Genomic DNA, 26,334 nt, shown 5'->3' with positions numbered 1-26,334 from the left:
CCGAACCTACCGATGGTTCACGGCCTGTTCGGGATGGTGACATCCAGTTGCCAGTGCCGCTGTTCCGCGTGGATGGCGAAGCTGCCGCCGTCTGCCTCGATGATGGTACGGTAACGGTCGAGACCGCTACCCAATCCAAGTTTCCCGTCATGTTCCGCGATGGTGTCGCTGACGGAGACATGAACAGCGTCGTTCATATCGAAGCTGATAGAGACCGCGTACCATTCGACCGGGTCGGCGTGCTTGGCGATGTTCGCATAGAGTTCGGTCAGCAGTCCAGTGAGCAGTCGCATCATGTCGAGCGAGAGTGGGCGGCGGAGTTCTCCGAGCAGGTTGTCGCCGGCGAAACCGAGCGATTCGAGTTTCGCCTCCTCGTCGTCGATCAGGGATTGCAACTCGCCTTGCTGCGCGGTGACGGAGTTGTCGTTCGGAATCGAGGCCGGCGCTCCGTCCTGTGCTTCCGACGGTTCCGACTGCGGCTGCCGCGATGGCTGTATTTCCAGTGAGTCGATGACCGCGTGCGTGTGGGTCATGGCGCAATCGGCCGCGGCGCGTAGCTCCCGGAGCTGCCGCCGGTATTCCTGCTCGCCGGCGGGCATGCCATTGGTTTCGGCGTGGTCGATGCGCAGGATGAGGTAGGCGAGGTCGTTGCTGATGGTGTCGTGCAGGCTGCGGGCCGTGTCCTCGCGTTCCTGCTGGCGGCGCAGCAGATACGAGTCATGGTCACGTTGACGCATCATATGCAGCAACAGGCCGGTCAATAGCGGGAAACAGTAGAACGCGAGATTCTGCAATGTCGCCACCAGCAAACGGCCGCTACTGGGTTCGACGCCGAACGTGGTGGAGATGAGCAGCATGCCGGTGGCGATCGCACCCGACCAGGTATCTAAGTAGGCGAGGAATCCCGTGCAGGTGATGATGACGGCAAGCGGCGTGATCATCGGCATCGCCAGCATGAGCATCTCCCCGGCCACAAGCGCCGCCCACAGGAACCATCGCGGGCGGAACATGCCACCGATCAGACCGACGAGCATCACCAGAACCAAGACAAGATGCTGCACGCTCACCGTTGAGGAGGCATCCGTCGTAACCCGGGTCATGTATTCCGCGATGAGGGCCGCAGCCAGCAGCACGCATGCCGTTGTGATGACCGGATGATCGTTGCCGGGGCCAAGTCGTCTGACAAGCCGGTTTACAGCAGATCGTATCTGGCGCATGCCTCCAGCACCTCCCTGCGGCTGGTCACGCCGAGCTTGTCGGCCGCGCGATGCACGTACGTGAACACACTGCCCTTGGTAATGCCCAGCCGGGCCGCGATCTCGTCGGTGGTCAAGCGTTGCGCGTACAGGCGTAGGATGTCCTTCTCACGCGAGGACAACGAGTCCTTCATGTCCTCGGACATCCTCACCGGCACCGTGCCGGACAGCAACGCATACGCCGATGCCGCGCCACGGAATCCCAAGGCGGCCTGCGCAACGGTCGGCATGCCGACGGCCGCCCGCCTCACCGCTTCGTCAATGTCGGTTTTGAGCCGCTCCTTGGCGAGCAGTCCCTGCGCGCCGGCCGCAATCGCTTCATCCCGGTAGGCGTCCGTCGAATACGAGGTGACGCAGATGACGCCCACTTCGCTCGTCCTGCGACGAATGCGTCGGCACACGTCCGCGCCCGTGATGCCGCCCAACGCCATGTCCAGCACGAGCACGTCCGGCCGCGTATGCGCGTTGTGGCAGTGCTCGATCGCCACCGCCGGCGACCCCGTGCACCACACGACGCGGAAATCCCGGGACATGGCCGCGATCATCGCACACATCGCATCCAACGCGAACGGATCATTATCCAACACGCCGATACGGATCACGCCCGCCGTCTCCGGCTCGCTTCTAAGTCCCATAAAGCCCACTGTACCGCCGGTGACCATTGGTTTCCCGGCATGAAACGGCATCGCTGTCATGCGATTGCTTGACATGACATTGCGGATGTGATGCGCGAGGGTATGTAATGCATTCAGCTGGCCGGATCGGTCGATTCGATATCGATCGGTGTGACGGCTGTCATGTTCCCGGCAAAGGTTGGAGGGCGTTGCATGGATGGGTCATCTCCGAATAGGTTCCGCGTCTCCATTGCCGTGGTGTCGTTGCTGTTGGGTGTGTTGTCGTCGTTTTTTGCGTGGGCTGTGTACTGGAGCGTTCTTGATTGGCGTGGCTCGCAATGGGGCATGTCAGATGCGCGGACGCAACTGGTGCTGACTGCTTCGGCGGATGCCGGGCACGATGACGGGAAGAATCTTGAGGCGACGCGTGATCTGGCCAAGTATCTTTCCGGTCACGGTATTTCCCTGTTGGAGGGTTCCGTGGGGGACGGTTGGCCGGCGATCGTGTTCCAGTCGTCGGGGTCCTCGATTGGATGGGCCGATGCGCTTCCGCGCGGATGCCGGGACATGGACAGTCGCATGGCCTGTGTGATTGAGTCGTCGTTCTCGGCCGGCCAGTGGCGCGAATACGGGGATGCCCCGCTGCTGCCCCAGGGGTTTTCCGTCGGCGGCGCCGTCAGGGTTCCGGGGATGAACACGGGTGGCAACCTGCAGTACGTGCTCCCGTTGGGGGCGGTTCCCTTGTTTCCCGGCAGCGTGTACGTGAATACGAGCGACCCGCAGCGGCTCCGGGAGATCTCGGATCTGTTCGCGCGCTGCGGCATGGACGTGACCCGTCCGCAGGCGCAGTCGTTGTGGTCGTCCCTTGCCGGGGATTCCTTCGTGGGCGTCACCTTGTTGTTCCTCGTACTGGCGTTGGTCTGCGCCTGCGTGTGCGTGACGACGATGGAGACGGCGAGGAAGGCCGACCTGCATGTCAGACGATTGTTCGGCGCCACCGGAAGACAGGTGTGGGCGGGCCGGGTGCGCGAGGCCGTTGTCCCGATCGTGACGGGCGTGCTGGCGGGAACCATGTTGAGCGCCGTTCTCATCATCGTGGTGTCGGGCAGGACCGGCATCGGCCCGGCCATCGCGTTCGCTGCGGCCTTCACCGTTGGCACGGTCCTGACGACGCTCGTGACGGGCCTGGCCGAATGGTTCGGCATACGATCGAATGACGAGGTGGAACGATGATCCATGAACTGATGACCGGCGTCCGCATGGGATTGAGGCGATGGGGATCGATCCTCGGCATCACGCTGCTCGTCGTCTTCGCGGGCAGCGTGTTCACGATGACGCTCAGTGACGTGCTGACCGAGTCCAGCGTGATCAGCGGCGAGGCGCGTCTGCGGGCCGCCGACGCGGTCACGTTCTCCCCGCAGTACCTCCTGCAGTCCCCGAGCAAGACGGACCCCAAGGTCGTGGATGGCCTGCAGGACATGCTGGAACAGGGTAGGGCGTACTCCGCGATCATCAACAACATCGAGATCGACGATCCCGGGTTCGCCAACGGCATACCGGCCATCGTCCTGATGGGCAACGTCGACGACGTGTTCCCCCGGCTGGGCTTGTGCTCCCACGCGCCCTGCGCGTCCACCGGCTACCGGGTGGACCGGGCGCAGGCGCCCGACAGCGTGCATATCGCCGGCACCGACGTCAAGGTGTCCGGCACGCTGCCGGCCTCGGCGGCCATATTCGACCCGAACACCGCCGGCATCAACCTGGACCGGTGTCTCGTCATCCGGCTCGCCCCCAGCTCATTGAGCCGGCTTAACGACATCGAACTCGAAGAGGCGGTGACCAAAACGGTCATGTTCAACCCGTCCCGAACCCAGCTCGACGAGTTCATCACGGGAAGCCGCGACGCCGGCCTGATACTCGTGCCGCACCGATTGAACACGGAACAGCCCCAACGGGACAAGGACCTCATCGTGCGCGCGCTGATGTACCTGCTCGGACTGTCCGCCTTCCTCGCGCTCACCGTCATCGTGATCATCCGGACACTGTCCGTGACCCTCGCACGGGAACGGCCGTCGATGCTCGTCCGCCGGCTCTACGGCGCCACCGCCGCAGACGAGGCGATCCGCGTCGCCGGACTCATCCTCATCATGCTGCTGCCCGCCGCCGTGGTACTGGCATGCTTCCAGCTGATAGGCGAACCGGTGGCCACCGCATCCCGGACGATGATAGCCGTCATCCTCGTCATGGCGATCCCGATCTGGACGACCGCCGCACGACGCGCAACCACACACATCCAATGAAAGAAGCACCGACCATGCCACAGACGACCATAGACGCCCGACACCTGACCAAACGATACACGGACGGGCAGGCGCAGCTCCTCGCCGTGCACGACATATCCCTGCACGCCTCGGCCGGGGAGTCGATCGCCATCATGGGACCATCCGGATGCGGCAAATCCACCCTGCTGCGCATGATCGGACTGTCCATGAAACCCACCTCCGGCTCCCTGCTCCTGCAGGGACGCCCGGCACCGGAAAACGACGCGGACCGTTCCGCATGGCGCAACCGCATGTTCGGCTTCATCCCGCAGGACTACGCGATCCTTGAAGACGAACCGGCCTGGGCCAACGTCGCCATCCCCATGGAATACGCGAACCCCCGAATCGGACGCGCCGAACGCAGGCAACGCGCCACGGCCGCACTGGAACAGGTAGGCCTCGCCGGCAAGGCACGACGCATGCCCGGACAACTGTCCGGCGGCGAAAGGCAACGCATCGCCATCGCCAGGGCGACCGTGATGCGCCCCGCCATCATCATCGCCGACGAACCCACGGCCGCACTCGACACGCACACCGCCGACGCCATCATGACCATGCTCCTCGCGCAATGCGAACAAGGCGCCGCGCTCATCCTCGCCACACACGACCCACGCGTCGCAGCCCAATGCGACACCACCCTCACCATGCGAGACGGCGCGTTCCTCTGAAGAAACGGCACCGCTGTCATGCAATCGCTTTGACATGATGTTGCGATTGCGGAGCGTGCATGGATTCATTGGATTCAATGAATGCCTGATCTGAAAGGATCTCCCATGAAGGATCTGCTTATCATCGATATGTTGCCCGCATACGGGCTACTGTGCTACCTGATGGTCAGCATTTGCATCACGCTGGCGTTTCGCTGGCTTGCGCATGCGTGTGAAGACCGGCGGCGACTGCGTTTCGCCGTCATCACACTGCTGATCGGTTCGTTGCTCGTTGCCCTGCTTGTTGGTTGTGCGTACACCATCGCGATGTCATACGCACAACCGGACATGGTTGATTTCTACCGCACATATCGTCCCGCCGTGTTGGTGTTCCTCACGGGACTGTTCTGCGTGCAGTCCGTGTTCGGCGTCGCCGCCGTGCAAGCGTCCCTTAACCGGCATAATGCCGGGAAAGGGCCCGATCATGCCCATCATTGCTGATTGTCTTGCCGGCGCATGACGATTCACATCGTCGCGGTCGAACCACGATGGCTTACAAAAAGCGCAAGAGCCAACGTTCGGAACGTTCGGAATATCCCTGCGTCGTCCCCCCATACCCTGAAACGGTTATTCGGGGCTGAATCAGGGGCGGTACAGGCATGTTCAGTGATTCGGTAAACGCACACTGGAATCGTATTGGACGTGGGTATATGGCGGGCGCAAGGCGGCGCCTCGCCGATGGAAAGAAGGCATGATCATGGTCAATCAACAGCATTCGCAGCAGTGCCGTACCGCGTATGCCTCTGAGACACGCGAATCTTGTACTGCGGCGGATTCCGCGGGCGTCGCATGTCCCGGACGGCAGGTCACGCTGTCTATCGTCGTGCCCTGCCATAACGAGGAGGAATGTCTGCCGCTGTTCCTGTCATCCGCCGCACAGGCCGTCCGCGAAATCATGGCGGCGTATCCCGGTACGACGGCCGAAATAGTGATGATCGACGATGGTTCCACGGATGGGACGGCAGCGTTGTTGCGGCAGGCCGCGGATAAACAGCAACTGTCATGCCATAACCCGGCGAAATCACGCTGTTCCAGCGATATCCTTGCGCCCAATCTGGATATGCCGCCCTTCGCAATCCGCTGGCTGTCATTGTCCCGCAATTTCGGCAAGGAAGGCGCATTGCTCGCCGGACTGGATGCCGCGCAAGGCGATGTCGTGGCGGTGATGGACGCCGATCTGCAGGACCCGCCATCGATGCTGCCGCGCATGTTCGCGATGCTGACCGACGACCCGACACTGGACTGCGTGGCTACGCGACGCACCACGCGCGCGGGCGAGCCGCCGATTCGTTCCATATGCGCGCATGCGTTTTATCGGCTGATGAACGCCATGTCACCGGTCGCAGTGCCCGATGGGGCGCGCGACTACCGCATGATGCGCCGCCGGGTCGTCGATGCGCTGACGTCGCTGACTGAACGCAACCGGTTCTCCAAGGGACTGTACGCATGGGTGGGATTCCACACGGCGTGGATCGACTATCCGAACACGCGCCGAGCCGCAGGCAAGTCCAGCTGGAACTTCTTCGCGCTGGTCCGCTACGCGATCGAAGGACTGATCTCATGCTCCACTCTGCCGCTGGCCGTAGCCTCGTACATCGGGTTGCTGCTGTGTGCCGTCGCGTTCGGAGCGACCTGTTTCATCGCGGTGCGCGCGGCCATGTTCGGCGACCCGGTGGCAGGCTGGCCGTCGCTCGCATGCATCATCACGTTCATCGGCGGACTGCAGCTGATGTGTCTGGGCATCATCGGCCGATATCTAGCGAACACGTACCTAGAATCCAAACGCCGACCGAACTACATCGTGCGCGACGGCAACATCAACGTCCGCGATACCGGCGATACCAGTTTCAACCGTCCGATACATGACGGGGAGATACTGTCATGACGACAGTGAAGGACAAAGCCGTCATTCCAGACACCGGACATGCCTGTGAAAGCGCCAACGATGGCCATGCCGGTTCAATCGCATCCGCCATCCGCCGCTCAATCCCCGCACTGGCCGCCTGCTGCGCACTGGTGACGACCGTGTTGAGCTGGCTGATGGGCCGCAACCAATCATTGTGGTTCGACGAACAGTATTCGCTGATCCTGGCAAGCCGGCCGGTGTCGGAACTGATCGCGCTCACCGCCGTCGACGCGCACCCGCCGCTGTACTATCTGCTGCTCAAGGCATGGATGCTCGTTGTAGGAGACAATGTCGCATTGCTGCGGCTGCCGAACTGCGTATGTCTTGGCCTCGCCGTGTTCGTGCTGATTATGCTGATGTGCGATTTGTTCGGTGACCGTGTCGCTGCGGCGTGCATGCCGATGCTGGTGTGCGGCGGATTCATGCTGCGCTACGGCTATGAACTGCGCATGTACTCGCCGGCGATGCTATTGGCCGTGGCCGGCACGGCGATGCTGACGCGCGCGGTCGGCGTGATCGAACCGCGTAGTTGTCTCCGGCGAAACATGACTGACGGGCGTGATGATCAGCGGAATGGTCCTCATTCCGAAAACGGACCTTGCTGCATCACGTGGTGGTGCGCGTACGCCGTGACCGTCACGCTCGGCATGCTGACGCTGTACCTCACCGCGTTCGTATGGCTGACGCACACGATCTGGCTCGTCGCGCGATCATGGCGCATACGCCGCTTGTCCGCATGGCGCTGGCTGTTCGCCTATGCCGCGTCAGTCATGCTGTTCCTGCCGTGGATGCCGGCGCTGCTGGGCCAGCTCGGCGGAAGCTCCGTCTTGCCTCCGGTTCGCCGACGCACGAACATGTCCGGCGTGGCGAACGCATTCGACATCATGCTGCTCGGCATGACGGAAAAGGAACTGCCATCGATCATCTCACTGCTGGTCGCGGCCACGATGATCCTGATCGTCGGCATACTCATCACGGCATATCTGCTTGCGCGGCAACGGCCAGTCGCGACGGTATCGCAACCGTCCGTCGAATCCGCAGGGTTAATCATCATGCTGTTCGCCGTGCCGACGGCGTCATTGATGATCTGGTCCGCCGTCAAGGAACTGTCGAGCGGCGGATACGGTATGTTCTCCGTACGCTATCTGGGTGTGGTCGCACCGTTCCTCTCCGCCACGCTCGCGCTGGCGTGCGTCACCGCATATCGATTGCGCGGCCGCCGCGCGGCGATCGTCTATGTCGTGGTCCTTGCGATGCTGATTACCGGAACAATCGTGTATGGCGTGCGTGGCAACCACAGTTTCGACCGCAACGATACGCCCGGATCGGCCCAACTCAGCCAACAGGTCGTCTGCTCGGCCACGCGGCCAATCGTCGCGCAAGACGAATACACGTACATCGATGCGTACTGGTACTACCGCGACTGCCCGTACTACTACTTCCTCGACGCCGACGACGTTCCCACGCGCGGCGGATACGCGCCGCTGCACGGCTCCACCGCGCAACTGAGAACCATCGACGATCTCGATGCGCAGTGGTTCACCTTGCTGTCATGGTCGACGACCCGCAACTACGACAAATTCCTCGGCACCACAGCCCGCCAGTGGACACAAACCAGCGTCATCAAACGCGACGCAAACGCAGCCATCACCTACTACCGATAATCGACTCTTCCGGAATGAGGAATCCTATGGAGCATCTTTCCCGGGTGCTGCGGAAATGTGGACGACGGAGAGGCCGGAGGCTTGCCAACCGAGATTTGATGTCATGCGATTGCTTGACATGATGTTGCTGGCGGTGGGGTGAAGCGCTTCTAATGGCTGTATCGGTCCGTTGCTCGATCCGGGGAGGCGTTATGGGTTATCTGCTTATCATCGACATGCTGCCCACGTATGGGCTGTTGTTTTACGTATTGGTTTCGGTGTGCATCTTTGCGTTGCTTCATGGTCTGCGCACAACGTCTCTGGACCGGCGCCGGCTGCGATCTGTCACGGCTGCGACGTTGGTTGTTTCTTGGGTTTGCGCTCTGTTTGCCGCGTTGGTGTATGCCATGGCGACGCCGGCGTCGCAGCCTGATATGGCGGACTTCTACGTCATGTACCGGCCGGCTTCGCTGGGTGTTCTCTTGGTGCTGTTTCTGGTGCAGGTTGGGTATGGCTTAAGGGTCATACGGCGATGATCGTTTTGCCATGCCGGGCGGTGCTGATTTTGTGCGGGCGGTGTGGTGAGACCGTGAACCATTGGCGTGTTCCCTGCTACGTATTCAGTGAGGTTTGCGGGATGTGCCGTGGAAGGAGCCGCATACGCAGGATGACATGACCTCGCCCGGTGGGGAGATGACGCGCGACGAGGATCTGCTCGCGAGGGTCGCCTCCGGGGACGAGCGCGCCTTCGAGACCCTGTACGGACGGTATGCGGTGGCCGTGCGGGCGTTCGTGCGTGCGCGCGTGCCGGATGCGGGCACGGCCGAGGAGGTGTGCGCCGACGTGTGGTTGGGCTGCTGGCGGTCGGCGAGGGCGTTCCGTGGTGACGCGAAGGTGCTGTCATGGCTGCTGGGCATCGCGAAGCGCCAGATCTATATGCGCGTGCGGCGCGTGCGCCCGGATGTGACCGCGTTGGATGACGCGCCCGAGCCGCGTGACGATGGCCCGAGCCCGGAGACGGCCGTGCTGTCCGAAGCGGGCGTGGATGATCTGACGGCGTTGCTGCGCCGTCTGCCCGTCGAACTGGTGGAGACGGCGACGTTGGCGTGGCTGCACGGCCTGCCGTACCGGCAGATCGCCGGCCTGCTGGACGTGCCGGAGGGCACGGTCAAATCCCGTGTCTCGCGTGCGCGCCGTCTGCTGCGCGCACAACTCGATCACAAGGATGATGCGGATGGAAAGGAACGGTGAACCCCGATGACCGATCATCTTGACGAAACGACCGGCCGCTTGACGGACGATGAGGCCGACGAGCGTCTGCTCGCGGCATTGGCCGCCGTGGAACGATCCCGTTCGGGAGAAACGCCTCCCGTGACGGCGGTGATGGCGCGCATCCGCGCGTCGCGTTCCCCGTTGGACGGGCCCGCATGGTCGTGGACGCGTAGTCTGCGGTTGTTCATGCTGCTGCTGGGCCGGCAGTCACGGGTGATGCCGTGGCAGGTGGTGCCGGCCACGCTGGCGTTGATGGCGTTCGCCGGATTGGGGGCGCGGTTCTTCGCGGTCGGCTGGGGTGCGACGGTCGTGTCCCGCGCGTTCTGCTCGATGGTGCTGGCCGGCGTGTTGTTGAGCGTGACGATGGCGTTCGGTGATTCCCGCGCGGACATGATCTCGTCGGCCACCCCGTTGGGTCCGGGGGCGGTCACGCTGGTCCGGCTGGTGTTCGTGCTCGCCTGCGATATCGTGTTCGGACTGTTGGTGACCGTTGTGATGGGCGTGCAGGGCTATGGGGCGTTCGGCGTGCTGCTGGTCGGATGGCTGTCGCCCCTGCTGCTGGTCGCCGGCGTGGGCGCGATGCTCGCGATCCGGTTCTCCACGGGCGTCGGCTTCGGCATCGGCCTGCTGCTGGTCGCCGTGATCCGTACGGACCTGCTCGGGCTCATGGGACTGCCGGCCGCGGGCTGGATCGATATGACCCGGACATTCGGACCGCTGCTGCTGGCCGTCACGGGTCTGGCGGCGTGCGCGGCGACGGTGGCGTTCGCCGGACGATTGTCCGAGGCGCGCATGACGGCCGCGGCCGTCTGAACGAATCGAGGTCGATGAGTCGCCGGTGGCCGTTTCGGCGTGTCGCGTGAACCATGCGGCCGGTGGCCGCTTACCTATCTGGTGACGGACGATAAGGAACGGCCGTCAATCTTCGGACTTCAGGGAGGGACGGCATGGCGGGAATGATTCGCGCGCAGGCCAGGCGCATCGGCTTGGGATTGCTGGCGGCGCCCGTGGCCTGTGGGATCGCGGTGGCGGTCGCCGGCATCATGGTGTCCGGCGTGTGGTCGCGTACGCAGACGTTGACGGTGGTGAACTGGCTCGCCCAGCTGATGGTGATCGGCTCGGGCGTGTGCATGGCGGTCGCGTTGACCGGCGACCCGCTGGTCGAGGCGAGCGAGTCCACGCCCGTAGGCTGGAGGCGCGTTGAGTCCACGCGGTTTATTCTGACGGCCGTGTCCGGTCTGGTCGGCGCCGTGCTCATGTTCATGCCGTTGCACGTACTGGGCTTGTGGCCGCAGGACCTGGGATGGGTAAGCCTGATCGCGCCGACGGGCGCGGTGCTGGTCGTGGGGGCGGCCGGGTTCGCGGCCGCCGCATGGTCCATGTCCGCGCAGGCCACGGTCATGGCGGTGGTCGCGGTATGGATGTTCCTCGCCCTCCTGTGGGACCCGTACGTGCTCGACCCGGTCGCGCAGCGCGGCATACCGCTCGCCGCCGCCGTGATCGCCATTGGGGTCGCGTGGCGGCTGCTGGGCGACGAGGAACGCAACGTGACGCTGGCGAGGAGGAGCATATGAGCATGCGCATCGGCTTCCCGCGATTGGTCCGCGTCCACCTGATTATCGTGTGGCGGCAACGCTCCCTATGTGTCGCGGCCGTCCCATTGGCCCTGTTCGCGCTCCTGCTGGGCGTGATCTCCCCGGCCGGCCCGCACGACCACGGCGCTGGCGATCTGGCGTTCATGGCCAAGACGATGGCCATGTTCATGCCGATCGCCTACATGGCCGCGTTCACCGACTTCCACACGCGCCACGACCGGCTCGGCATCGGCCAGTTGGAGGACTCCACACCCACACCCGCGCCCGTGCTGGCCGCGGCACGCACGCTCGGCGCGTTCCTGATCCTCATCGCCCCGTCGCTCCTGCTGCTGGCCTGTACCGGCGTCACGCAGACCCTGCACGGCTCATGGTGGGCCGTCCCGCAGGCATTGGCCGCCGGACTCGCGATCACCGGGCCGGCCGTGCTGACCGCGATGAGCCTGTCCTCGCTGCTCGGCGCGATCCTGCCCATGATCGTCGCGCGCATCGCCGGCGTGCTCGCATGGTTCGCGCTCGTGTTCTCCTCGCCGATGCTGCCCATGCCGACCGTCAACGGCACCATCCTCAACGTGATCGGCGACGCAGTCGGCGCCGGATGGTTCGGACTCAAACCCGTCTACCCGGCTACGGGAGGCGTCCTCGCGGTCACCGGCACGCCCGCCAACGCGGCCGTGTCCCTGATCGCGCAGCTCGCCGCCGCCATACTGCTCATGACGTTGGGCGGATGGTGCTCGGCACGCCCGCGCCCGGCACGCTGAACGACACCGGCGGAACCCTCATCGGAAACATCGACACGGGGAAAGGAAAAAACATCATGTTCATCTCCATCAGCCACCTGACCAAGGACTTCCCGAGGAAGCCCCGCGCACTGGACGACGTGACCTGCGACCTGCCGCACGGCATGGTCGGCCTGATCGGGCCGAACGGCGCCGGCAAGACCACGCTCATGCGCATCCTCGCCGGCATCATCCGCCCCACGTCGGGCCAGGTGCTCATGGACGGCCACGACCTGAAGGACGCGAAAACCCGCCGCGCGCTCAAACGCACGCTCGGCTACCTGCCGCAGGACATCGAACCCTACCCGCAGCTCACCCCCCTCGAATTCCTCGACTACGTGGGCGTCCTCAAAGGCATCGACGACACCCGGGAGCGCATGCGCCAGGCACGCGAACTCATCGACCGGGTCGGACTCACGGACGTGGCCGACCGGCGCATCGGCGGCTTCTCCGGAGGCATGCGCCGCCGCGTCGGCATCGCGCAGGCCCTCATGGCTGACCCCCGGCTCATCATCGTGGACGAACCCACCGCCGGACTCGACCCCGAGGAACGCATGCGCTTCCGCACGCTGCTCGCCGGCCTCGGAGGCGAGCGCACCGTGATCCTGTCCACCCACATCCTCGACGACATCGCCCAGACCTGCCCATACGTGTTCGTCCTGCGCCAGGGCCGCATCCGCTACGACGGGCCGACCGAACAACTCACCGGACACGCCACGGGCCGCGTCTGGCTCACCCAACCGGCCAACACCCCGCCACCCGCAGACATGATCGTCGCCAACGCCGTCACCACCGCACGCGGCGTACGCTACCGCGTCATCACCAACACCCCGCCCGCCGACGCACACCCCATGGAACCCACACTGGAGGACGGCTACATGGCCCTCATCGAGGAACACCCCGACCACCACTGACGGCCGACAAACAGGCAGCAATCATCGGAAACACGACGCAAAGGAAACCAGCATGACCAACACGACACACGCCATCCGAACCATCACGGCCACCAGTCTCGCCGCCATCATGGCCCTGAGCCTGACCGCCTGCATGGACGGCATCAAGCACCCCGAAAACTATCCGGCCGACGGAAGCAAAACAATCACCGCGACCAGCAATCCGCAGGACATCAGCGCCGACCAATTCGGCCACACATGGCCCCTCACCGTCGACCACGGCACCGTCAGCTGCACGCACGACACCAAAGGCGACCCCGTCATGCGCTTCACCGCACCCGACGGCACCCAATACGCCCTCAACCAGACCAGCGACAACAAGGAACTGCCCGACATCGACCAACTCCTCGCCAACGGCAAATCCACCGGCACCCTCACCAGCTTCGCCTTCACCGTCTGCGACGTGAAATGACGATGTCGGAATCATCGACGAAAGACCGCAGGACTTCCTCCCGGACAATCCTATAGTCTCTATAGTCCGGTTTCCCGCGGCTCGTGTTCGAGCACGAGTTTCATCTTGCTGTTGTCCATCAGCCACGCATGCAGGTCGCGGTCCAGGATCATCGCCAGATCGAAGCACGCCTGCACCGCGTCCGTCAACGTGATGCGCCGGTTCTCGCCGGGAAGCGGGATGCCGTTGACGAGCGGCTCGTGATGGGCGACCCGGTTGCGCAGGGCGTGCACGGTCTTGACGATGTCCAGCGCAAAGCGTCTTGTCCAACGTTCTCCCATCGCACGCGCATACTGGCGCCCATTGGAGAACGCCTTGTCAAGTCCCCTGCGCCACAGATCATTCTCGTAGTCGGCGCGCCTCTGGTCCGGCCACTTCGTATGAATCGTGCCTCCGTCCTCCAGAAGGTTGCGCCAGAAGCCGAACGTCAATGAGGCAACGAATGACCGTGCGTATGAATTCCGCGCTGTTGCGGGGTGAGATGGTTCCATGCCTCGCGAATCTGGTATTGGGTGCGGTCGTCGAAGTCGAGCCCCGCCTTGTACCAGTCCCCGGTGCCTGTCTGTTCCGAGGAAATGAGGGACAGCCGCCGGTCCATGTGGTTGCGCAGGGCGACTTCGAGGATGGCGATGTCTCCCATGCAGGCGCTGGCCATGTCGTGATCCCACAGGTACAGTCGCAGCGCAGGGCATGAGCGCCGCCGTGCTTCGGAATCATAGGACGCGAGCCGCTCGTCGGTGATGCACGCGCGCAGCGCCCTCTCCTGCGGGCTTCCCTTGCGAGGGGTCTGCGAGAGGAAATCGGGCGCTGGCTTTGACTGTCGACTCATAACCCATTATCATATTCCATGAATTCCCCCAAAGGGCCTCTCCGGACGGTCTTCGACTCAGCCGTGATGCACTGGGGGTTCTCTTTTATCCGGGAGCGTCATCGGTGAGATCTGTCACCCTAAGATGACAGATCTTGTTTGTCTCTCGACTTCCGTGCTCCTTTCCATGAAGGTATGAGTCATACGTCGGAAACGGCGTGATCAACGAAAGGGGTTAATAGACGGGTTAATAGACAAAACGTGGGTCTTATCCACGCGTGTTGTCGGCGTGGCGTGGGTCATTTTGAGCGCCCGGCCCAGCCTGTTCTGATGCCGAATCCGCTCTCGTAGGCGTCGACGCCGGCGGCGGGCAGTTGCACCGCGGTCAGGGTGCCGTGCGTCTGATCCCCGCCTTCGGGGCTTTCCGTTTTCCTGTTGTTCCAGTGTTCGGGGGTGACGAACGACGCGGGGTCGGGATGCTCGACGAGCATGTAGACCGTCCATTTGCAGCATCGTTTCATATGCGCTTCGGACAGTCCCCGATGGTGGTCGAGGGTTCGTTTGACGACCGCGTTGACGCCGCCCTCCAACTGGTTCGTGGTCGACGGCAGCGGACCGTGGTCCTTGATGACGGCGGGGTCGCAGAACGCGAACAGTGTCCCGGCGCGGCTGAGCCTGACGAGCCGGAAGTAGGCGCGGCGCAGTCGCTCGTGCGTCCACCACCACTTCCTGCCGCACGCGTGCATGGGATCCTGTTTGGCCGTGGTGCGCTCCTTGAGGTAATCGCCATGCTCCGTGTGCCATGTGTTGAGTTCGGCAAGCCATGCGGCGGCCTCGTCGCCGGTCGTCGCTTTCATGAGCCTGCGCACGAGCCTGAGCAGTTCCCTGCCGGCCTCGCTTCTGGGTTTGTTCGTCAGGTCGACGCGCGTGTTGCGCAACACGTGCACGAGGCAGCGCTGCACGCGGACTCCCCTCCAACGGGTCTCCGCGGCCGCCAGACATCCCCGCCCGCCGTCGCACGCCAGCAATCCCGGCCGTTTCACCCCGCGGAACAGCTGCAGATAGGCGGCCTTCGACTCCGCCGAGCACCACTGCCACTTCAGGGGTCTTCCGTCGTCGCCGGTCAGGACCAGCAGGCACCAGCCGTACGGCACGTACGTGCCATCGGCCATCACATACCGTTGGGCGCGCGAAGCCGCCGGCAAAGTCGGCTCCACGTTCCAGCACCACGCGATACGTCTTGAAAACTGCCGGCTCCCGGACAGGCCAAGGGATCTCGCGGCCTCGCTCATGGACTGCTTGCCCGTAATCCACGCGAGGAACGCCCGGAACTCGACCATGCGCGCCCGATCCTCCCGCCTCATGGTCGAACTCAACCGACACGCGTCGCACTTCCAACGCTGCGCGCCGGCCTTCGTGAACCCCTTCTTACGCATCGGCTCATTGCACGCCGGGCACTTCCTCGCCCTCGGAGACTTGTTTCTGCTCATAGAACAAGCCAACCCGAAAAGTCAAGCACCCGGCCGGATTAACACCCGAACCGCTGATCACACCCCGACACGCAAGACGGGAGAACGCCCCACACCGGATTTAAGACCCACGTTTTGTCTATTAACCCATGGAGGCAATCCAAAATCCGAATACGCCCATTGCGGCAAGCTATCGGCAACGAGATGATGGCCTGCAACCGGTCAAGTCGATGCCGGCTCATGCAACCGCGTCCAGGCCGCGGTGTTGGCCTACCGCATCGGCCTTGTCTCCGCCGACGACCGGTGATGGCGACTCGACTAGTCCGAAACGACTAGCGGCACCGGACGCGAATAGTCCATCCGGCCAATGGCAGGGGCGGCGGATCCCGGGAATCATGGATGCCATGAGCAACCAACGACAATCCCGGCAAGGGTATCCATCCGACGCGATGGTGTCCACCCATCATCTGACGAAGCGCTACGGCGACCGCACGGTCGTCGACGATCTGAACCTGCTCGTGCCGCGCGGCAGCGTGTACGGGTTCCTCGGCCCGAACGGTTCGGGCAAATCCACCACGATGAAGATGCTCCTGTCCCTAGTCCAACCCACCGGAGGCGACATCATCATCGACAGACGACCCATGAACCGCAGGACCCGGGGCGAGCAGTTGACACACATCGGCTCGCTGATCGAATCGCCTCCCGGATACGGGCACCTGACCGGCGAGGAGAACATGCGCATCGTCCAACGCCTGCTCTCGCTGAGCGACCGTCAGATCGACACGGCCGTGCACGCGGTGCGCATGGAAAGCCAGATGGACAAGCTCGTACGCAACTACTCGCTGGGCATGAAGCAACGCCTCGGCATCGCCATGGCACTCGCACGCTCGCCGCAACTGCTGATACTGGACGAGCCGACCAACGGGCTGGACCCTGCCGGCATCGAGGAGATCCGCGCCCTGCTCGCCCGCCTGCGCGATCAGGGCGTCACGGTGATCATATCAAGCCACCTGCTCGGCGAGATCGACAGGACCTGCGACACACTCGGCATCCTGTCACGAGGACGTCTCCTGTTCCAAGGCACGCGCTCCCAACTGTTCTCCAAGGCCACACCCGACCTGCTCGTCGAAACCGACGACCCGGCGAAGGCGAAGACCCTGCTGGAATCACGCGGCTACACCGGACTCGCCCTCGAAGACCGGACACTGGCCGTACCGGGCATCGGCTCTCACGACACGACCGCCGATATCATCGCATGGTTCGTGAGCCAGGGCCTACGCATCTTCATGGTGCGCCGCCGCGAACAAAGCCTGGAGGACATCTTCATGCGTTTGACGGGAGCGGGAAGCCTATGAGACACAAAACCCCGGGTGCGGCCACGCCCGATGCCGACACCGCGGCCCCGCAGTCAAGGAACGAAGGCATGCTGCGCCGGGCCATCATGAACGAATACGCCAAGATGCACCGGCTCAAGGTCCTGCCCCTCTACATCCTGATGCCGGTGGGCATCATCGGCGCCACCATGTTCGAAAGCCTCGGCGCCGGACTGACCAGACACCTCACCGATACGGACGGCACGGCATGGAAACTGGTCACGGCCTGCATGGGAGCGGGATTTTCGATGCTCATGCCGATCCTGCTGGCGGTCATCGCCAGCCGTCAAGCCGACATCGAGCATCTGGGCAACGGGTGGCTGTTCCAATCCACCGCGGGACTGGCACCGGGCCGGTTGTGCTAGGTCAAATTCATCGCCACCGGACTACCGGTCATTCTCGTCTCCCTGCTCGCCGTCGCGGCCACCACCGGTTTCGCTCTGGCCGTCGGAGTCACCGGACCGGTGCCCTGGCCGAGAATCGCCGGCTACACGGTCGCCGTGACCACCATCAGCCTGATCGTGCTCGCCGTGCAGCTCCTCATCGCCTCACGCGTGGAGAACCAACTGGCCGGCATCGGCATCGGCCTGATCGGGTTCCTGTTGGCGAACTTCGCCGGCGCGTTCCCCGACTGGCTCGCCTATCCGACGCTGTGGGGCGCGTACGCGAAGATCATGCCCGCCGGATACCAAGGGGAATCGCTCGTCTGGAACGACACCCCGTATGCCGCGGTCGGCGTACTCGCCGTGATTGCCGCCGTGATGTTCCTGTGGATCACCGCACGATTCGACCGAATGGAGGCCCGTTCATGAAACACGCGAACCTTGCAGGTCTCATGGCCTGCGAATTGGCGAAGATCAAAGGCTCACGCATAGGAATCTTCGTCGTCCTCTACCCGCTGATCATGGTGTTGACCGGCACGGGCATGACCCTCATCTCGGGAGGGTCCGGCACGGACGGCTGTCATCTCCTGTGGGCCCGCGCAACAGGTTTCTACGGTATGGCCATGTACGCGGTCGGCATCGCCGTCATCGCCTCGCTCGTCTGGCGCGTCGAACACAAGGGCGGCAACTGGAACGCCCTGATGAGCTTGGGAACACCCGCATGGGGCGTCATGACGGGCAAGACCCTCGCCATAGGGCTGCTGTCGGCACTGATGCAACCCGTGTTCCTCATCACCGCGATCCTCGTGGGCAAGCTCGCGGGACTACCCGGCATGCTGCCGTCTGAATACTGGTGGAGCGTGCTCGCCTCCATGATCGCCTGCCTGCCCGTGGCCGCCGCCCAGTCGGCATTCTCCTGCTTCATCCGGCCGTTCGCCCCTCCCGTCGCCATGGGACTCGTCCTGGCCGGCGCCAACACGTTCCTCCTGCTCCTGCACCTGACTCCCGCATACTTCCTGCCATACGGCATCCTCACCCGGGCCACCATGATGGGCTCCGCCGCCAGCCGCATCGGCACCTCGTTCCCGGTCGATCCCGTCACGCCCGCCACCATGTGCATCAGCATCGGCACATCCATCGGCATGACTCTCATCATCATCGCCATCGCCTCCCTCATACTGGAGAAACACGATATCCATGCCTGACGTTCAAAAATCTCATAGAGCTAGGCCGATCCTGCAAAAATAAGAGCCCCCGCCAGTAAGAATACTTCACAGTCCGCGAAGGTGGCGTGCGGCCCAAAGGATGAGGCGGACGCGGTTGGCTTGGCCGGTTTTCCTGAGGATGTTGCCGATGTGGGTTTTGACGGTGGATACGCTGATGCCTAGGCTCTCGGCGATCTGGTCGTTGGAGTCGCCTTGGACGATGCGGGCGAGGATGTCGTGTTCCCGGCTGGTGAAATCGGGGAGATCGTTGTTCCCGCTATCCGAGGTCTCTCCGTCGTCCGCGGATGTTTTTGCCGTCGTTGACGTCTGGGCGTAAACGGTGGCGGTGAGGCGTTGGTTGAGGCGGTTCATGGTGGTGGCGTCCATGACGGTGTTGCCCGAGACGGTGGCGCGTATGGCGTCGAGGAACCGTTCGGCGCTGCTGTTTTTGAGGAGGAATCCGCTGGCTCCGGCGTCGAGCATGCCGATCGCGTAGTTGTCGGTGTCGTATGAGGTCAGCCCGATGACGCGCGTTTCCGGCAGATCGTGGATGATGGTGCGCGTGGTTTGGATGCCGTCGAGTCCGGGCATGCGCACGTCCATGAGGATCATGTCTGGTTTGGCCTGCCTGGCCGTGCGTATCGCGGTTTCGCCGTCCGTGGCCGTGGCGATGACGCTCATGTCGGGCTGTGCGTCGATGATGCGCGCGAACCCGTCGAGGATCAACGTCTGGTTGTCGACCAGCATCACACGAATGGGCCGTGTCCCGTCCATATTCGTCATCGTCAGCATTGCCGTCCTCCTTGCCCGTGCCCGTCAGCAGTTTTGTTCAATGCCGTCGTCAATGGTTCCCGTTGATGGCGACAGCGGCCAGACGGCATCAATCGAACAGAGCCCATCCGTCATGCTGACGCTGGCGTGACCATCGTATTGCTCGCATCTCCACCGGATGCCGTCAAGACCTTGCCCATGCCGTCGTCGTTCGACACTGTTGGGGTGCGGGAGAGGCGTATATGGGTTTTCGCAGTGCAGTTGAACGATGTCACCGGTGATGGTCAGAGACAGGTCGACGCAGCGGGGTTGCGCGTAGCGCAGCGCGTTGGTCAGGCATTCCTCGGCCACCCGGTATACGGCGTGGGACAATCCCGTCGGCAGATACGACGGCTTCATGTCCTCCTGGTGCAGGTCGATGATCAGTCCCTGCTTCCGGTATCCGGCGATGAGATCGTCGAACTGGTCGAGCGTGGGTTCCGGCAAAAGGTCTGCTCGCGTGTTGTCGGATAGCAAGGCCCGCAGATCGGCGACGGCCTCGCGCGAGGCTTGGAAGATGTCCGCGAACACCGTGCGCGCTGCGGTGTCGGCGGTGGTCGTTCTGCCGCTTTCGGCCTGGACGGTGATGCCGGTGAGCGTGTGGGCGAGGATGTCGTGCATCTCATGATTGATGCGCATGCGTTCTTCCAAGACGGCCAGCCGCGCACGCATGTCGCTGTCACGTTCGGCCATGATCCGTCGTTCCTCCTCCATCTTAAGTCTCATGTCCTTGGCACGGTTGAGCTGGCCAGCCTGCCATGCGGCCAGCATCAGACTGCCCGCGAACAGTCCTGCCACGGGCATCGTCCAATCCGGGGAGCGAGCGATCGCCAGGTGCAGGCCGAATGCGACGACGGGCAGCAGACACGACACCAAACCGATCAGCCGGCAGTGCTTCGCCCGACTGGCCCCGCACGGGAACGCGGATGCTATGGCCATGAGCTGGCCGATCAACGTGAACGAACCATAGACCGTCGTGTAAGTGGCGGGGACGACGGCCGCCAATACGGCGAATACGGTGAACCGCCGTCGCACGAACACGATGGAGGCGACGGCCACGCTCGCCCATACCCAATCGCCCATGCCCACCGCACCGAACAGCACGCACAACAGCACGCCGAACAGGGCGATCACATCCTCCATACGAACCTTCATGCCAACGACGTTACCCGTGCCGGCTGGCCGACGGCATGGTTCGCAATGATGGTTCCCACTCTCTCATCCCACGGGAGTTCATACCCAGGTACCATGCCGCTCGTACTCCAGTGCCATGCACATGAAACGTGATCCGTTCGGACGATACCCCGCACGATTCCATCCCCGTAGGTTGGTTGTGTGCATGGACGATTCGACGCATCGGCAGCCGGATCGCCTGCGGAACGCAGGAAGGGGCTGGCATGACAGGCATAACAGGAACGAGCACCGGTATGACCGTGTACCCGGCGGCGGCCGAAGCGCTTGACGTACGCAAGACATACGGTTCCGGCATGGCCGAGACAGTTGCGGTGGCGGGTATCACGGCCCGGTTCGAGAAGGGCAGGTTCACGGCGATCGTGGGCCCGTCGGGGTCGGGCAAGACCACGTTGCTGCATCTGCTGGCGGGTTTGGATACGCCGACTTCCGGCCGGGTAATCATCGATGGCGTGGATATTTCGACGTTGTCGGATGACGCGTTGTCCGATCTGCGGCGTGACCGGATCGGGTTCATCTTCCAGGATTTCAACCTGCTGCCGTATCTGACGGCGGAGCAGAACATCGAGTTGCCGTTCACGCTGCGCGGCAGGCAGCCGGACCGGCAGGCCATACGCGGGATCGCGCGTGAGCTGGGCATCGAGAACCGGCTCGATCACAAGCCTCAGGAGATGAGCGGCGGGCAACGGCAGCGTGTGGCGGTCGCCCGCGCGCTGGCCGGGAATCCCGCGGTGGTGTTCGCGGACGAGCCGACCGGTGCGCTGGACGTGAAGTCGTCACGCCAATTGCTGGCGATATTGCGGGATATGGCGTCGCGTTGCGGGCAGACGATCGTGATGGTCACGCATGACCCGAACGCCGCCGCCTACGCCGACCGGGCGCTCGTGGTGCGTGACGGGCTGATCGCGGCGGATATCGCGCATCCGGTCGCGGTGGACGTGGTGCGCGTGCTCGAACAAAGCGCCGAACCGGCGAATGCGGAAGCGGGTGCATGATGATCCGGATGGCGTGGGCGCAGATCAGGCATTCCCCGTCCCGATTGCTCGCCGTCCTGTTGGCGGTGGTGTTGTCGGCGGCGATGCTGGCGGGCACGGTCGTGTTCCAGGGCACGTCCACCGCGAGCATGGCCACGGTCACGGCTGCACCGTTGAAGCCGGTGGATGTCATCATTGACCCCGGCGACGCCGACGTGAAAGCATTGAAGCCTTCGTGGGCCGAGGACGTGCTTGCCAAGGCGCGTGTCAACGGCAAGGTGAGGGCGACGTCCCCGTATTATGCGGCCACGGTCACCGTATACGGTGCGGATGCGCGTGGCACGGCGAACGTGTATTCCGTCGCCCGTGACCCGTCCCTGCGCTGGTTCGGATTGGAGTCCGGCGACTGGCCGCGGTCCGCCGACCAGATCGTCGTCTCGCAGGATACTGCCGGCAAGCTCGGCGTGAACGTTGGAGGCACGGTCACGTTGAAATCATCCGACGGCACGAAGCATATGGTGACGGTCAGCGGCATCAATGATGTGCGGTTCAAGCCGATGACCGGCACCGATTACGCGATCTACGCCGACCCGACGTACTTCGGTGATATGACGCCGGGTGAACTGTTCGTCAAACTCAACGACCCCTCCGACATCGATTCGGTCGCCCAACGTCTTGCGACGGCGGCCAGGGCGGATGGTGTCACGGCGGTCACGGGCGCGGAGATGATCCGGCAGGCGTCGGCGATGATGGCCGGCGGCAGCACGCAGCTGACCGTGATCATGGCGGTGTTCGCCGTCATCGCCCTACTCTGCGCGATGATGGTGATCTCCAGCACCTACCGTACGCTCATCGCGCAACGCACGCGCGACATCGCCATGCTGCGTCTGATCGGAGCGCGCAGGGCGAACATTCGTTCGCTGGTATTGTCCGAAGCGCTGATCACCGCCATAGCCGGCACGCTCGTCGGCGCCCTGATCGGCGTGGGCGGCGGGTACACGGCCATGACGGTGATGGGCCAGGCGTTCGGTGGATTCGCCGCCAACCCGCTCCTGCTGACGGGAACGCTACTGCTGACCATTCTGGCCACGGTATTGACCGCGTGGACGACCGTACGCCACGCCACGCGCATCCCACCCATCCAGGCATTGGACGGAGCGGCACAGGCCGGAGACGGCAACAACGACGTGAAGGCGAGTGGCAGGACGCATAACGGTAGTATTCCGCGCATCGTGTTCGGCACAGTGTGCGCGATCGCCGGCGTCGCGCTGTTATGGATCGGCGCGGCCGGCTTCCACATGCCCATCGCGCTGGCCGGTGGACTCGCCTTGGCACTCGGCCTCGTGCTTGTTCTGCCCGGACTTGTCGCGATGCTCATGCCCGCCATCGGTACGGTCTTATCCGTTTGCGGATTGGCGGGCAAACTGGCCGCGGCAAGCCTGACGGCGAATGCACGACGCGCGGGCGGCACTATCACCGCGGTCGCGTTCGGCATCAGCCTGATCGCCGCGCTTTCCTCGGCCGCGGCCACCGGCACCGCCACCATCAACGCCGACCTCGACCACCGTTACCCGGTCAGCGCCGCCCTCTACACGCTGGACAACAGCACGCTCTCCGACAAGGTCCTGCAGCATGCCCGCGAAATCACCGACGCGCAAGCCTCCTACCCGATACGCACCATCGCCATCGACCAGGCACCGGACGGGGCGAAGACCACACCCCGGATACTCGACGTCATCCCCGATAACGCCGCCGCAGTCTTCGCCAAGGACGACCAGTGGCACGCCGGCGAGGAGAACGGCGTGCCGGTCGCGCTCGTCCACCCGCGCTACATGAGCACCCTCGGCATCAAGGAAGGCGACACGCTCACATTCACCGTCGCCGGTGTTCCCGTCACGGTCAGGGCGCACGCCTCGCAGCTCACCGAATCACCGAAGCTTGCGGTCATCATCACCGACGGTCAGCTCGCTGCACTGCAGAACGCCGCCACCATCGAGCCGGTGTTGAAGATCAGCATGATCTGGTTCAAGGCCAGGCCCGGCATCGACCGCGCCCAGCTCGCCGGCCAGGTCAACCGGCTGGCCGTGGCCGATCCGAACGCCACGGTCGGCGGCGGCATCGCGGAAAGCAACGACATCCTCAACGTGCTCAACATGCTGCTCATGCTCTCCTACACGATGCTCGCCATCACCGTCATCATCAGCCTGACCGGGCTCGCCAACCAGCTCGCCTTGTCCGTCATCGAACGCACCAACGAGATCAGCATGCTGCGCGCACTCGGCACCAGACGCGGCATCATCCGCACGGAAATCATCATCGAAGCACTGACCCTGACCATTATCGGCACCCTTATCGGGCTGCTCGTCGGCCTGCCGCTCGGCATCGCCGGCGTCAAAGCCCAGATCGGCGGCATGACCGGCCAATTCACCACACGACTGCCGTGGACGCAGATCGGCGTGCTCATCCCCGCCATCCTCATAGCAGCACTTCTCGCCGCGGCCATCCCCACGCGCAATGCCACCCGAATCCAACCCGCACAAGGCCTCACCAGCTGAATGGGAGGGTAACTCTGCCGTGCAGGAAATCAGATGTATCTGATTTCAGTGCTGAACAACGGGAAGAAATCGAATATATCTGATTTTTGGATACGCGATCAGCCTGTGGAGAAAGCTCTTTGATCGTATGCCGCTCGCCCGAGACTAGCGACCGCCGGTAGAGTGGTTTCTTAATGCAATTGACTGAGATCGGAGAACATCGATCATGAGTGTGGAAAATGCTGTCGACAGGCCAACCGACGGCACGCAACGGCCGAAGCGACGGGACGACGAGCGTACGGTCGCCGGCGAGCATCGGCGTATGCGGCGGGCGGACCGGGAGATCGTCGACCGTGAACAGATAGCTGAGATCATCGGCCGGTGCGACATCGTCGACATGGCGTATGCGGATGCCGAGGGACTGACGATCGTGCCGCTGAACTTCGGGTACGACTATGATCCGGCGACCGGCGACCTGACGTTGTGGATGCATTCCGCGCGGTACGGACGCAAGCTCGACGCGATCCGCGCGGCCGGCAACCGGCTCGCCGTATCGTTCGCCATGCGCACGGATTGCGAGGTGATCGAAGGGCGTACGGCCTGCAACTGGGGCGAGGCGTTCACGTCGATCGTCGGCGACGGCGTCGCCTCGATCGTGGACGATCTCGACGAACGCCGTCGCGGACTGCAGCTGCTCATGGCACATCAGGCGCATATGCCGCATGTCGAATTCACCGACGCGCAGGTGAACAGCGTCACCGTGTGGAAGATCGAATCGACCCGACTCACGGCGAAGTCCCATGTCAAGCCGAATCGCGGACACGGCACAATGTCGCACAAACACGTTGAGGGCTGATACCGGCTACAACCAGCATCAGCCCTCAATAACCATCCGTATCGTCAACCGTTACTTGGCGAACGGCTCGGACGCCTTGTCGAGCGCGGTGATCTCGTCGGCGGTCAGATCGAGCGACACCGAGTCAAGCAACGCGGGCAGCTGTTCGGGCGTGCGGGCGGACGCGATCGGACCGGCGACCTGCGGACGGTGGCGCAGCCATGCGAGCGCGACCGTCGCGATCGCCGTGCCGTGCGCCTTCGCCACCGCGTCGAGCGCGTCGATCAGCGCGAACCCGTCGGCGGTCAGATAGTCGGCGACCATGCCCTGACGCGCCTTGCCTTCCGCGTCGGCGGCGGAACGGTACTTGCCGGTCAGGAATCCTGCGGCCAGCGAGAAGTACGGGAACACGGCGAGGTTTTCGCGTGCGGCGACCGGCGCGAGCGTGCGCTCGTAGTTGCCGCGGGCCACGAGATTGTAATGCGGCTCCAACGCGACCGGCAGCGCATAGCCGTGCTCGCGGGCGATGCGGAACCACTCCTCGATGCGGTCGGCCGTGTAATTCGACAATCCGATCGCGCGGATCTTGCCGGCCCTGACCAGCTCGTCGAACGCGGCCGCGGTCTCCTCGAGCGGCGTGTTCTTGTCGTCGAAGTGCGCGTAGTACAGGTCGATCGTATCGACGCCGAGGCGCAGCAGCGACTCGTTCGCCGCGGCGATCACGTTGTCATGCGAAAGCCCCTTATACTGTGGATGCTCGCTCACCTTCGTGGCGATGACCACCTTGTCGCGGTTGGACCGCACGGCCAGCCAGCGGCCGAGGATGATCTCGGACTCGCCGCCCGCGTTGCCCGGAGCCCACGCCGAATACACGTCGGCGGTGTCGATGAAGTTGCCGCCGGCCTCGACATACTCGTCGAGCACCTTGCGGCTGGTCGCCTCGTCGCTCGTCCAGCCGAACGTGTTGCCACCCAATACCAGCGGGAACACTTCCAGCTCGCTGTTGCCCACCTTTACACGCTGATCGGTCATGTTGCCATCCTTTCCTGCGTACCACACGTACGGAATCATTGCGAGCGCCGCGAACCGGCCATCCGTTCGTCCATCTGACGTCGGCTGGACGGACGGCCCGCAGTCGCGCCCTCATCATTCTCCCGCGATCAGGCATCCGTATGCGAGGTCATTCCGCTGCCGGCTGAGAACACGATGGCGAAACTCCGGCTATCGTTGTCGTCAGGAATTTCAGTATGAGAAAGTA

Annotated in this window: 28 protein-coding genes; 20 read left to right on the top strand and 8 right to left on the bottom strand. The window is 63.7% G+C overall.

Annotation, left to right across the window (positions count from 1 at the left end; translation table 11 throughout):
• Positions 1-17: 17 nt before the first annotated feature.
• Entirely contained in the window at positions 18-1,217 is a 1,200-nt protein-coding gene (locus AC1A0G_RS04140; RefSeq protein WP_476527760.1) for a histidine kinase, read from the bottom strand.
• Entirely contained in the window at positions 1,193-1,891 is a 699-nt protein-coding gene (locus AC1A0G_RS04135; protein ID WP_476527759.1) for a response regulator, read from the bottom strand. The genes AC1A0G_RS04140 and AC1A0G_RS04135 overlap by 25 nt, the downstream gene beginning before the upstream one ends.
• Before the next feature lie 192 nt (positions 1,892-2,083).
• On the opposite strand from AC1A0G_RS04135, the gene AC1A0G_RS04130 reads away from it, so the two are divergent.
• The 13 genes from AC1A0G_RS04130 to AC1A0G_RS04070 all read left to right on the top strand — a co-directional run bounded on the left by AC1A0G_RS04130 (position 2,084) and on the right by AC1A0G_RS04070 (position 13,455).
• Complete coding sequence (locus tag AC1A0G_RS04130; RefSeq protein ID WP_476527757.1) at positions 2,084-3,103, top strand: hypothetical protein; 1,020 nt, start codon at positions 2,084-2,086, stop codon at positions 3,101-3,103.
• Positions 3,100-4,170, top strand: coding sequence for a hypothetical protein (locus tag AC1A0G_RS04125; RefSeq protein ID WP_476527754.1), 1,071 nt, complete (start codon positions 3,100-3,102; stop codon positions 4,168-4,170). Before AC1A0G_RS04130 ends, AC1A0G_RS04125 begins: the two co-directional genes overlap by 4 nt.
• Positions 4,171-4,184: 14 nt before the next feature.
• A complete protein-coding gene (locus tag AC1A0G_RS04120; RefSeq protein WP_476527752.1) occupies positions 4,185-4,859 on the top strand; it encodes an ABC transporter ATP-binding protein in 675 nt (224 codons plus the stop codon).
• 105 nt (positions 4,860-4,964) lie between these two features.
• Complete coding sequence (locus tag AC1A0G_RS04115) at positions 4,965-5,339, top strand: hypothetical protein (RefSeq protein ID WP_476527750.1); 375 nt, start codon at positions 4,965-4,967, stop codon at positions 5,337-5,339.
• Between the two features lie 256 nt (positions 5,340-5,595).
• Positions 5,596-6,783, top strand: a complete 1,188-nt coding sequence (locus AC1A0G_RS04110) for a glycosyltransferase family 2 protein (RefSeq protein WP_476527749.1) — start codon at positions 5,596-5,598, stop codon at positions 6,781-6,783.
• Entirely contained in the window at positions 6,780-8,468 is a 1,689-nt protein-coding gene (locus AC1A0G_RS04105) for a glycosyltransferase family 39 protein (RefSeq protein ID WP_476527747.1), read from the top strand. Before AC1A0G_RS04110 ends, AC1A0G_RS04105 begins: the two co-directional genes overlap by 4 nt.
• 191 nt (positions 8,469-8,659) lie before the next feature.
• Entirely contained in the window at positions 8,660-8,983 is a 324-nt protein-coding gene (locus tag AC1A0G_RS04100) for a hypothetical protein (protein WP_476527745.1), read from the top strand.
• Between the two features lie 136 nt (positions 8,984-9,119).
• Entirely contained in the window at positions 9,120-9,698 is a 579-nt protein-coding gene (locus tag AC1A0G_RS04095) for an RNA polymerase sigma factor (RefSeq protein ID WP_476527744.1), read from the top strand.
• Positions 9,699-9,704: 6 nt separating this feature from the next.
• Entirely contained in the window at positions 9,705-10,532 is an 828-nt protein-coding gene (locus tag AC1A0G_RS04090) for a hypothetical protein (protein ID WP_476527743.1), read from the top strand.
• A 134-nt stretch (positions 10,533-10,666) separates the two neighbouring features.
• Complete coding sequence (locus AC1A0G_RS04085; protein WP_476527741.1) at positions 10,667-11,293, top strand: hypothetical protein; 627 nt, start codon at positions 10,667-10,669, stop codon at positions 11,291-11,293.
• The gene (locus tag AC1A0G_RS04080) at positions 11,290-12,072 is read left to right on the top strand and encodes a murein hydrolase transporter LrgB (RefSeq protein ID WP_476527738.1); all 783 of its coding nucleotides are present in this window, start codon (positions 11,290-11,292) and stop codon (positions 12,070-12,072) included. The genes AC1A0G_RS04085 and AC1A0G_RS04080 overlap by 4 nt, the downstream gene beginning before the upstream one ends.
• 56 nt (positions 12,073-12,128) lie before the next feature.
• Positions 12,129-13,004 carry an ABC transporter ATP-binding protein gene (locus tag AC1A0G_RS04075; protein WP_476527735.1) on the top strand — a complete coding sequence of 292 codons (876 nt, stop codon included), beginning with the start codon at positions 12,129-12,131 and terminating at the stop codon, positions 13,002-13,004.
• Positions 13,005-13,056: 52 nt separating this feature from the next.
• Entirely contained in the window at positions 13,057-13,455 is a 399-nt protein-coding gene (locus AC1A0G_RS04070; RefSeq protein WP_476527733.1) for a superoxide dismutase, read from the top strand.
• Positions 13,456-13,514: 59 nt separating this feature from the next.
• Here AC1A0G_RS04070 and AC1A0G_RS04065 read toward each other — a convergent pair whose 3' ends face one another.
• The 3 genes from AC1A0G_RS04065 to AC1A0G_RS04055 form a co-directional block, all read right to left on the bottom strand.
• Positions 13,515-13,925: a hypothetical protein gene (locus AC1A0G_RS04065; protein WP_476527731.1), complete on the bottom strand. Its 411-nt coding sequence runs from the start codon at positions 13,923-13,925 to the stop codon at positions 13,515-13,517.
• Entirely contained in the window at positions 13,922-14,323 is a 402-nt protein-coding gene (locus AC1A0G_RS04060; RefSeq protein WP_476527730.1) for a hypothetical protein, read from the bottom strand. The genes AC1A0G_RS04065 and AC1A0G_RS04060 overlap by 4 nt, the downstream gene beginning before the upstream one ends.
• A gap of 278 nt (positions 14,324-14,601) precedes the next feature.
• Complete coding sequence (locus AC1A0G_RS04055; protein WP_476527728.1) at positions 14,602-15,792, bottom strand: IS1249 family transposase; 1,191 nt, start codon at positions 15,790-15,792, stop codon at positions 14,602-14,604.
• A 383-nt stretch (positions 15,793-16,175) separates the two neighbouring features.
• Here AC1A0G_RS04055 and AC1A0G_RS04050 point away from each other — a divergent pair, with 383 nt between their 5' ends.
• The 4 genes from AC1A0G_RS04050 to AC1A0G_RS04035 all read left to right on the top strand — a co-directional run bounded on the left by AC1A0G_RS04050 (position 16,176) and on the right by AC1A0G_RS04035 (position 18,732).
• Positions 16,176-17,126 (top strand): ABC transporter ATP-binding protein, encoded by a 951-nt coding sequence (locus tag AC1A0G_RS04050; RefSeq protein WP_476527727.1) that lies wholly within the window; start codon positions 16,176-16,178, stop codon positions 17,124-17,126.
• Positions 17,123-17,509, top strand: coding sequence for a hypothetical protein (locus AC1A0G_RS04045; protein WP_476527726.1), 387 nt, complete (start codon positions 17,123-17,125; stop codon positions 17,507-17,509). The genes AC1A0G_RS04050 and AC1A0G_RS04045 overlap by 4 nt, the downstream gene beginning before the upstream one ends.
• A 99-nt stretch (positions 17,510-17,608) precedes the next feature.
• Entirely contained in the window at positions 17,609-17,956 is a 348-nt protein-coding gene (locus AC1A0G_RS04040; RefSeq protein WP_476527724.1) for a hypothetical protein, read from the top strand.
• On the top strand, positions 17,953-18,732 hold the full coding sequence (locus AC1A0G_RS04035) for an ABC transporter permease (RefSeq protein WP_476527722.1): 780 nt from the start codon (positions 17,953-17,955) through the stop codon (positions 18,730-18,732). Before AC1A0G_RS04040 ends, AC1A0G_RS04035 begins: the two co-directional genes overlap by 4 nt.
• A gap of 66 nt (positions 18,733-18,798) precedes the next feature.
• Here the strand turns inward: AC1A0G_RS04035 and AC1A0G_RS04030 are convergent, their stop codons facing one another.
• Together AC1A0G_RS04030 and AC1A0G_RS04025 are read right to left on the bottom strand one after the other, a co-directional pair.
• Positions 18,799-19,524: a response regulator gene (locus AC1A0G_RS04030; RefSeq protein ID WP_476527720.1), complete on the bottom strand. Its 726-nt coding sequence runs from the start codon at positions 19,522-19,524 to the stop codon at positions 18,799-18,801.
• 24 nt (positions 19,525-19,548) lie between these two features.
• Positions 19,549-20,697: a sensor histidine kinase gene (locus tag AC1A0G_RS04025; RefSeq protein ID WP_476527719.1), complete on the bottom strand. Its 1,149-nt coding sequence runs from the start codon at positions 20,695-20,697 to the stop codon at positions 19,549-19,551.
• Positions 20,698-20,939: 242 nt separating this feature from the next.
• Between AC1A0G_RS04025 and AC1A0G_RS04020 the strand changes: the two genes are divergently transcribed.
• From AC1A0G_RS04020 to AC1A0G_RS04010, 3 genes are all read left to right on the top strand, one after another.
• The gene (locus tag AC1A0G_RS04020; protein ID WP_476527717.1) at positions 20,940-21,728 is read left to right on the top strand and encodes an ABC transporter ATP-binding protein; all 789 of its coding nucleotides are present in this window, start codon (positions 20,940-20,942) and stop codon (positions 21,726-21,728) included.
• Positions 21,725-24,262 carry an FtsX-like permease family protein gene (locus AC1A0G_RS04015; protein ID WP_476527715.1) on the top strand — a complete coding sequence of 846 codons (2,538 nt, stop codon included), beginning with the start codon at positions 21,725-21,727 and terminating at the stop codon, positions 24,260-24,262. The genes AC1A0G_RS04020 and AC1A0G_RS04015 overlap by 4 nt, the downstream gene beginning before the upstream one ends.
• A 205-nt stretch (positions 24,263-24,467) precedes the next feature.
• Positions 24,468-25,097 carry a pyridoxamine 5'-phosphate oxidase family protein gene (locus AC1A0G_RS04010; protein WP_476527713.1) on the top strand — a complete coding sequence of 210 codons (630 nt, stop codon included), beginning with the start codon at positions 24,468-24,470 and terminating at the stop codon, positions 25,095-25,097.
• A gap of 51 nt (positions 25,098-25,148) precedes the next feature.
• Here AC1A0G_RS04010 and AC1A0G_RS04005 read toward each other — a convergent pair whose 3' ends face one another.
• Positions 25,149-26,108 (bottom strand): aldo/keto reductase, encoded by a 960-nt coding sequence (locus AC1A0G_RS04005; protein ID WP_476527711.1) that lies wholly within the window; start codon positions 26,106-26,108, stop codon positions 25,149-25,151.
• Positions 26,109-26,334: the final 226 nt, after the last annotated feature.

The organism is Bifidobacterium sp. LH_230 (assembly GCF_056357555.1).
The sequence above is the reverse complement of the archived record's forward strand: the minus strand, read 5'-3'. Positions and strand labels throughout refer to the sequence as shown.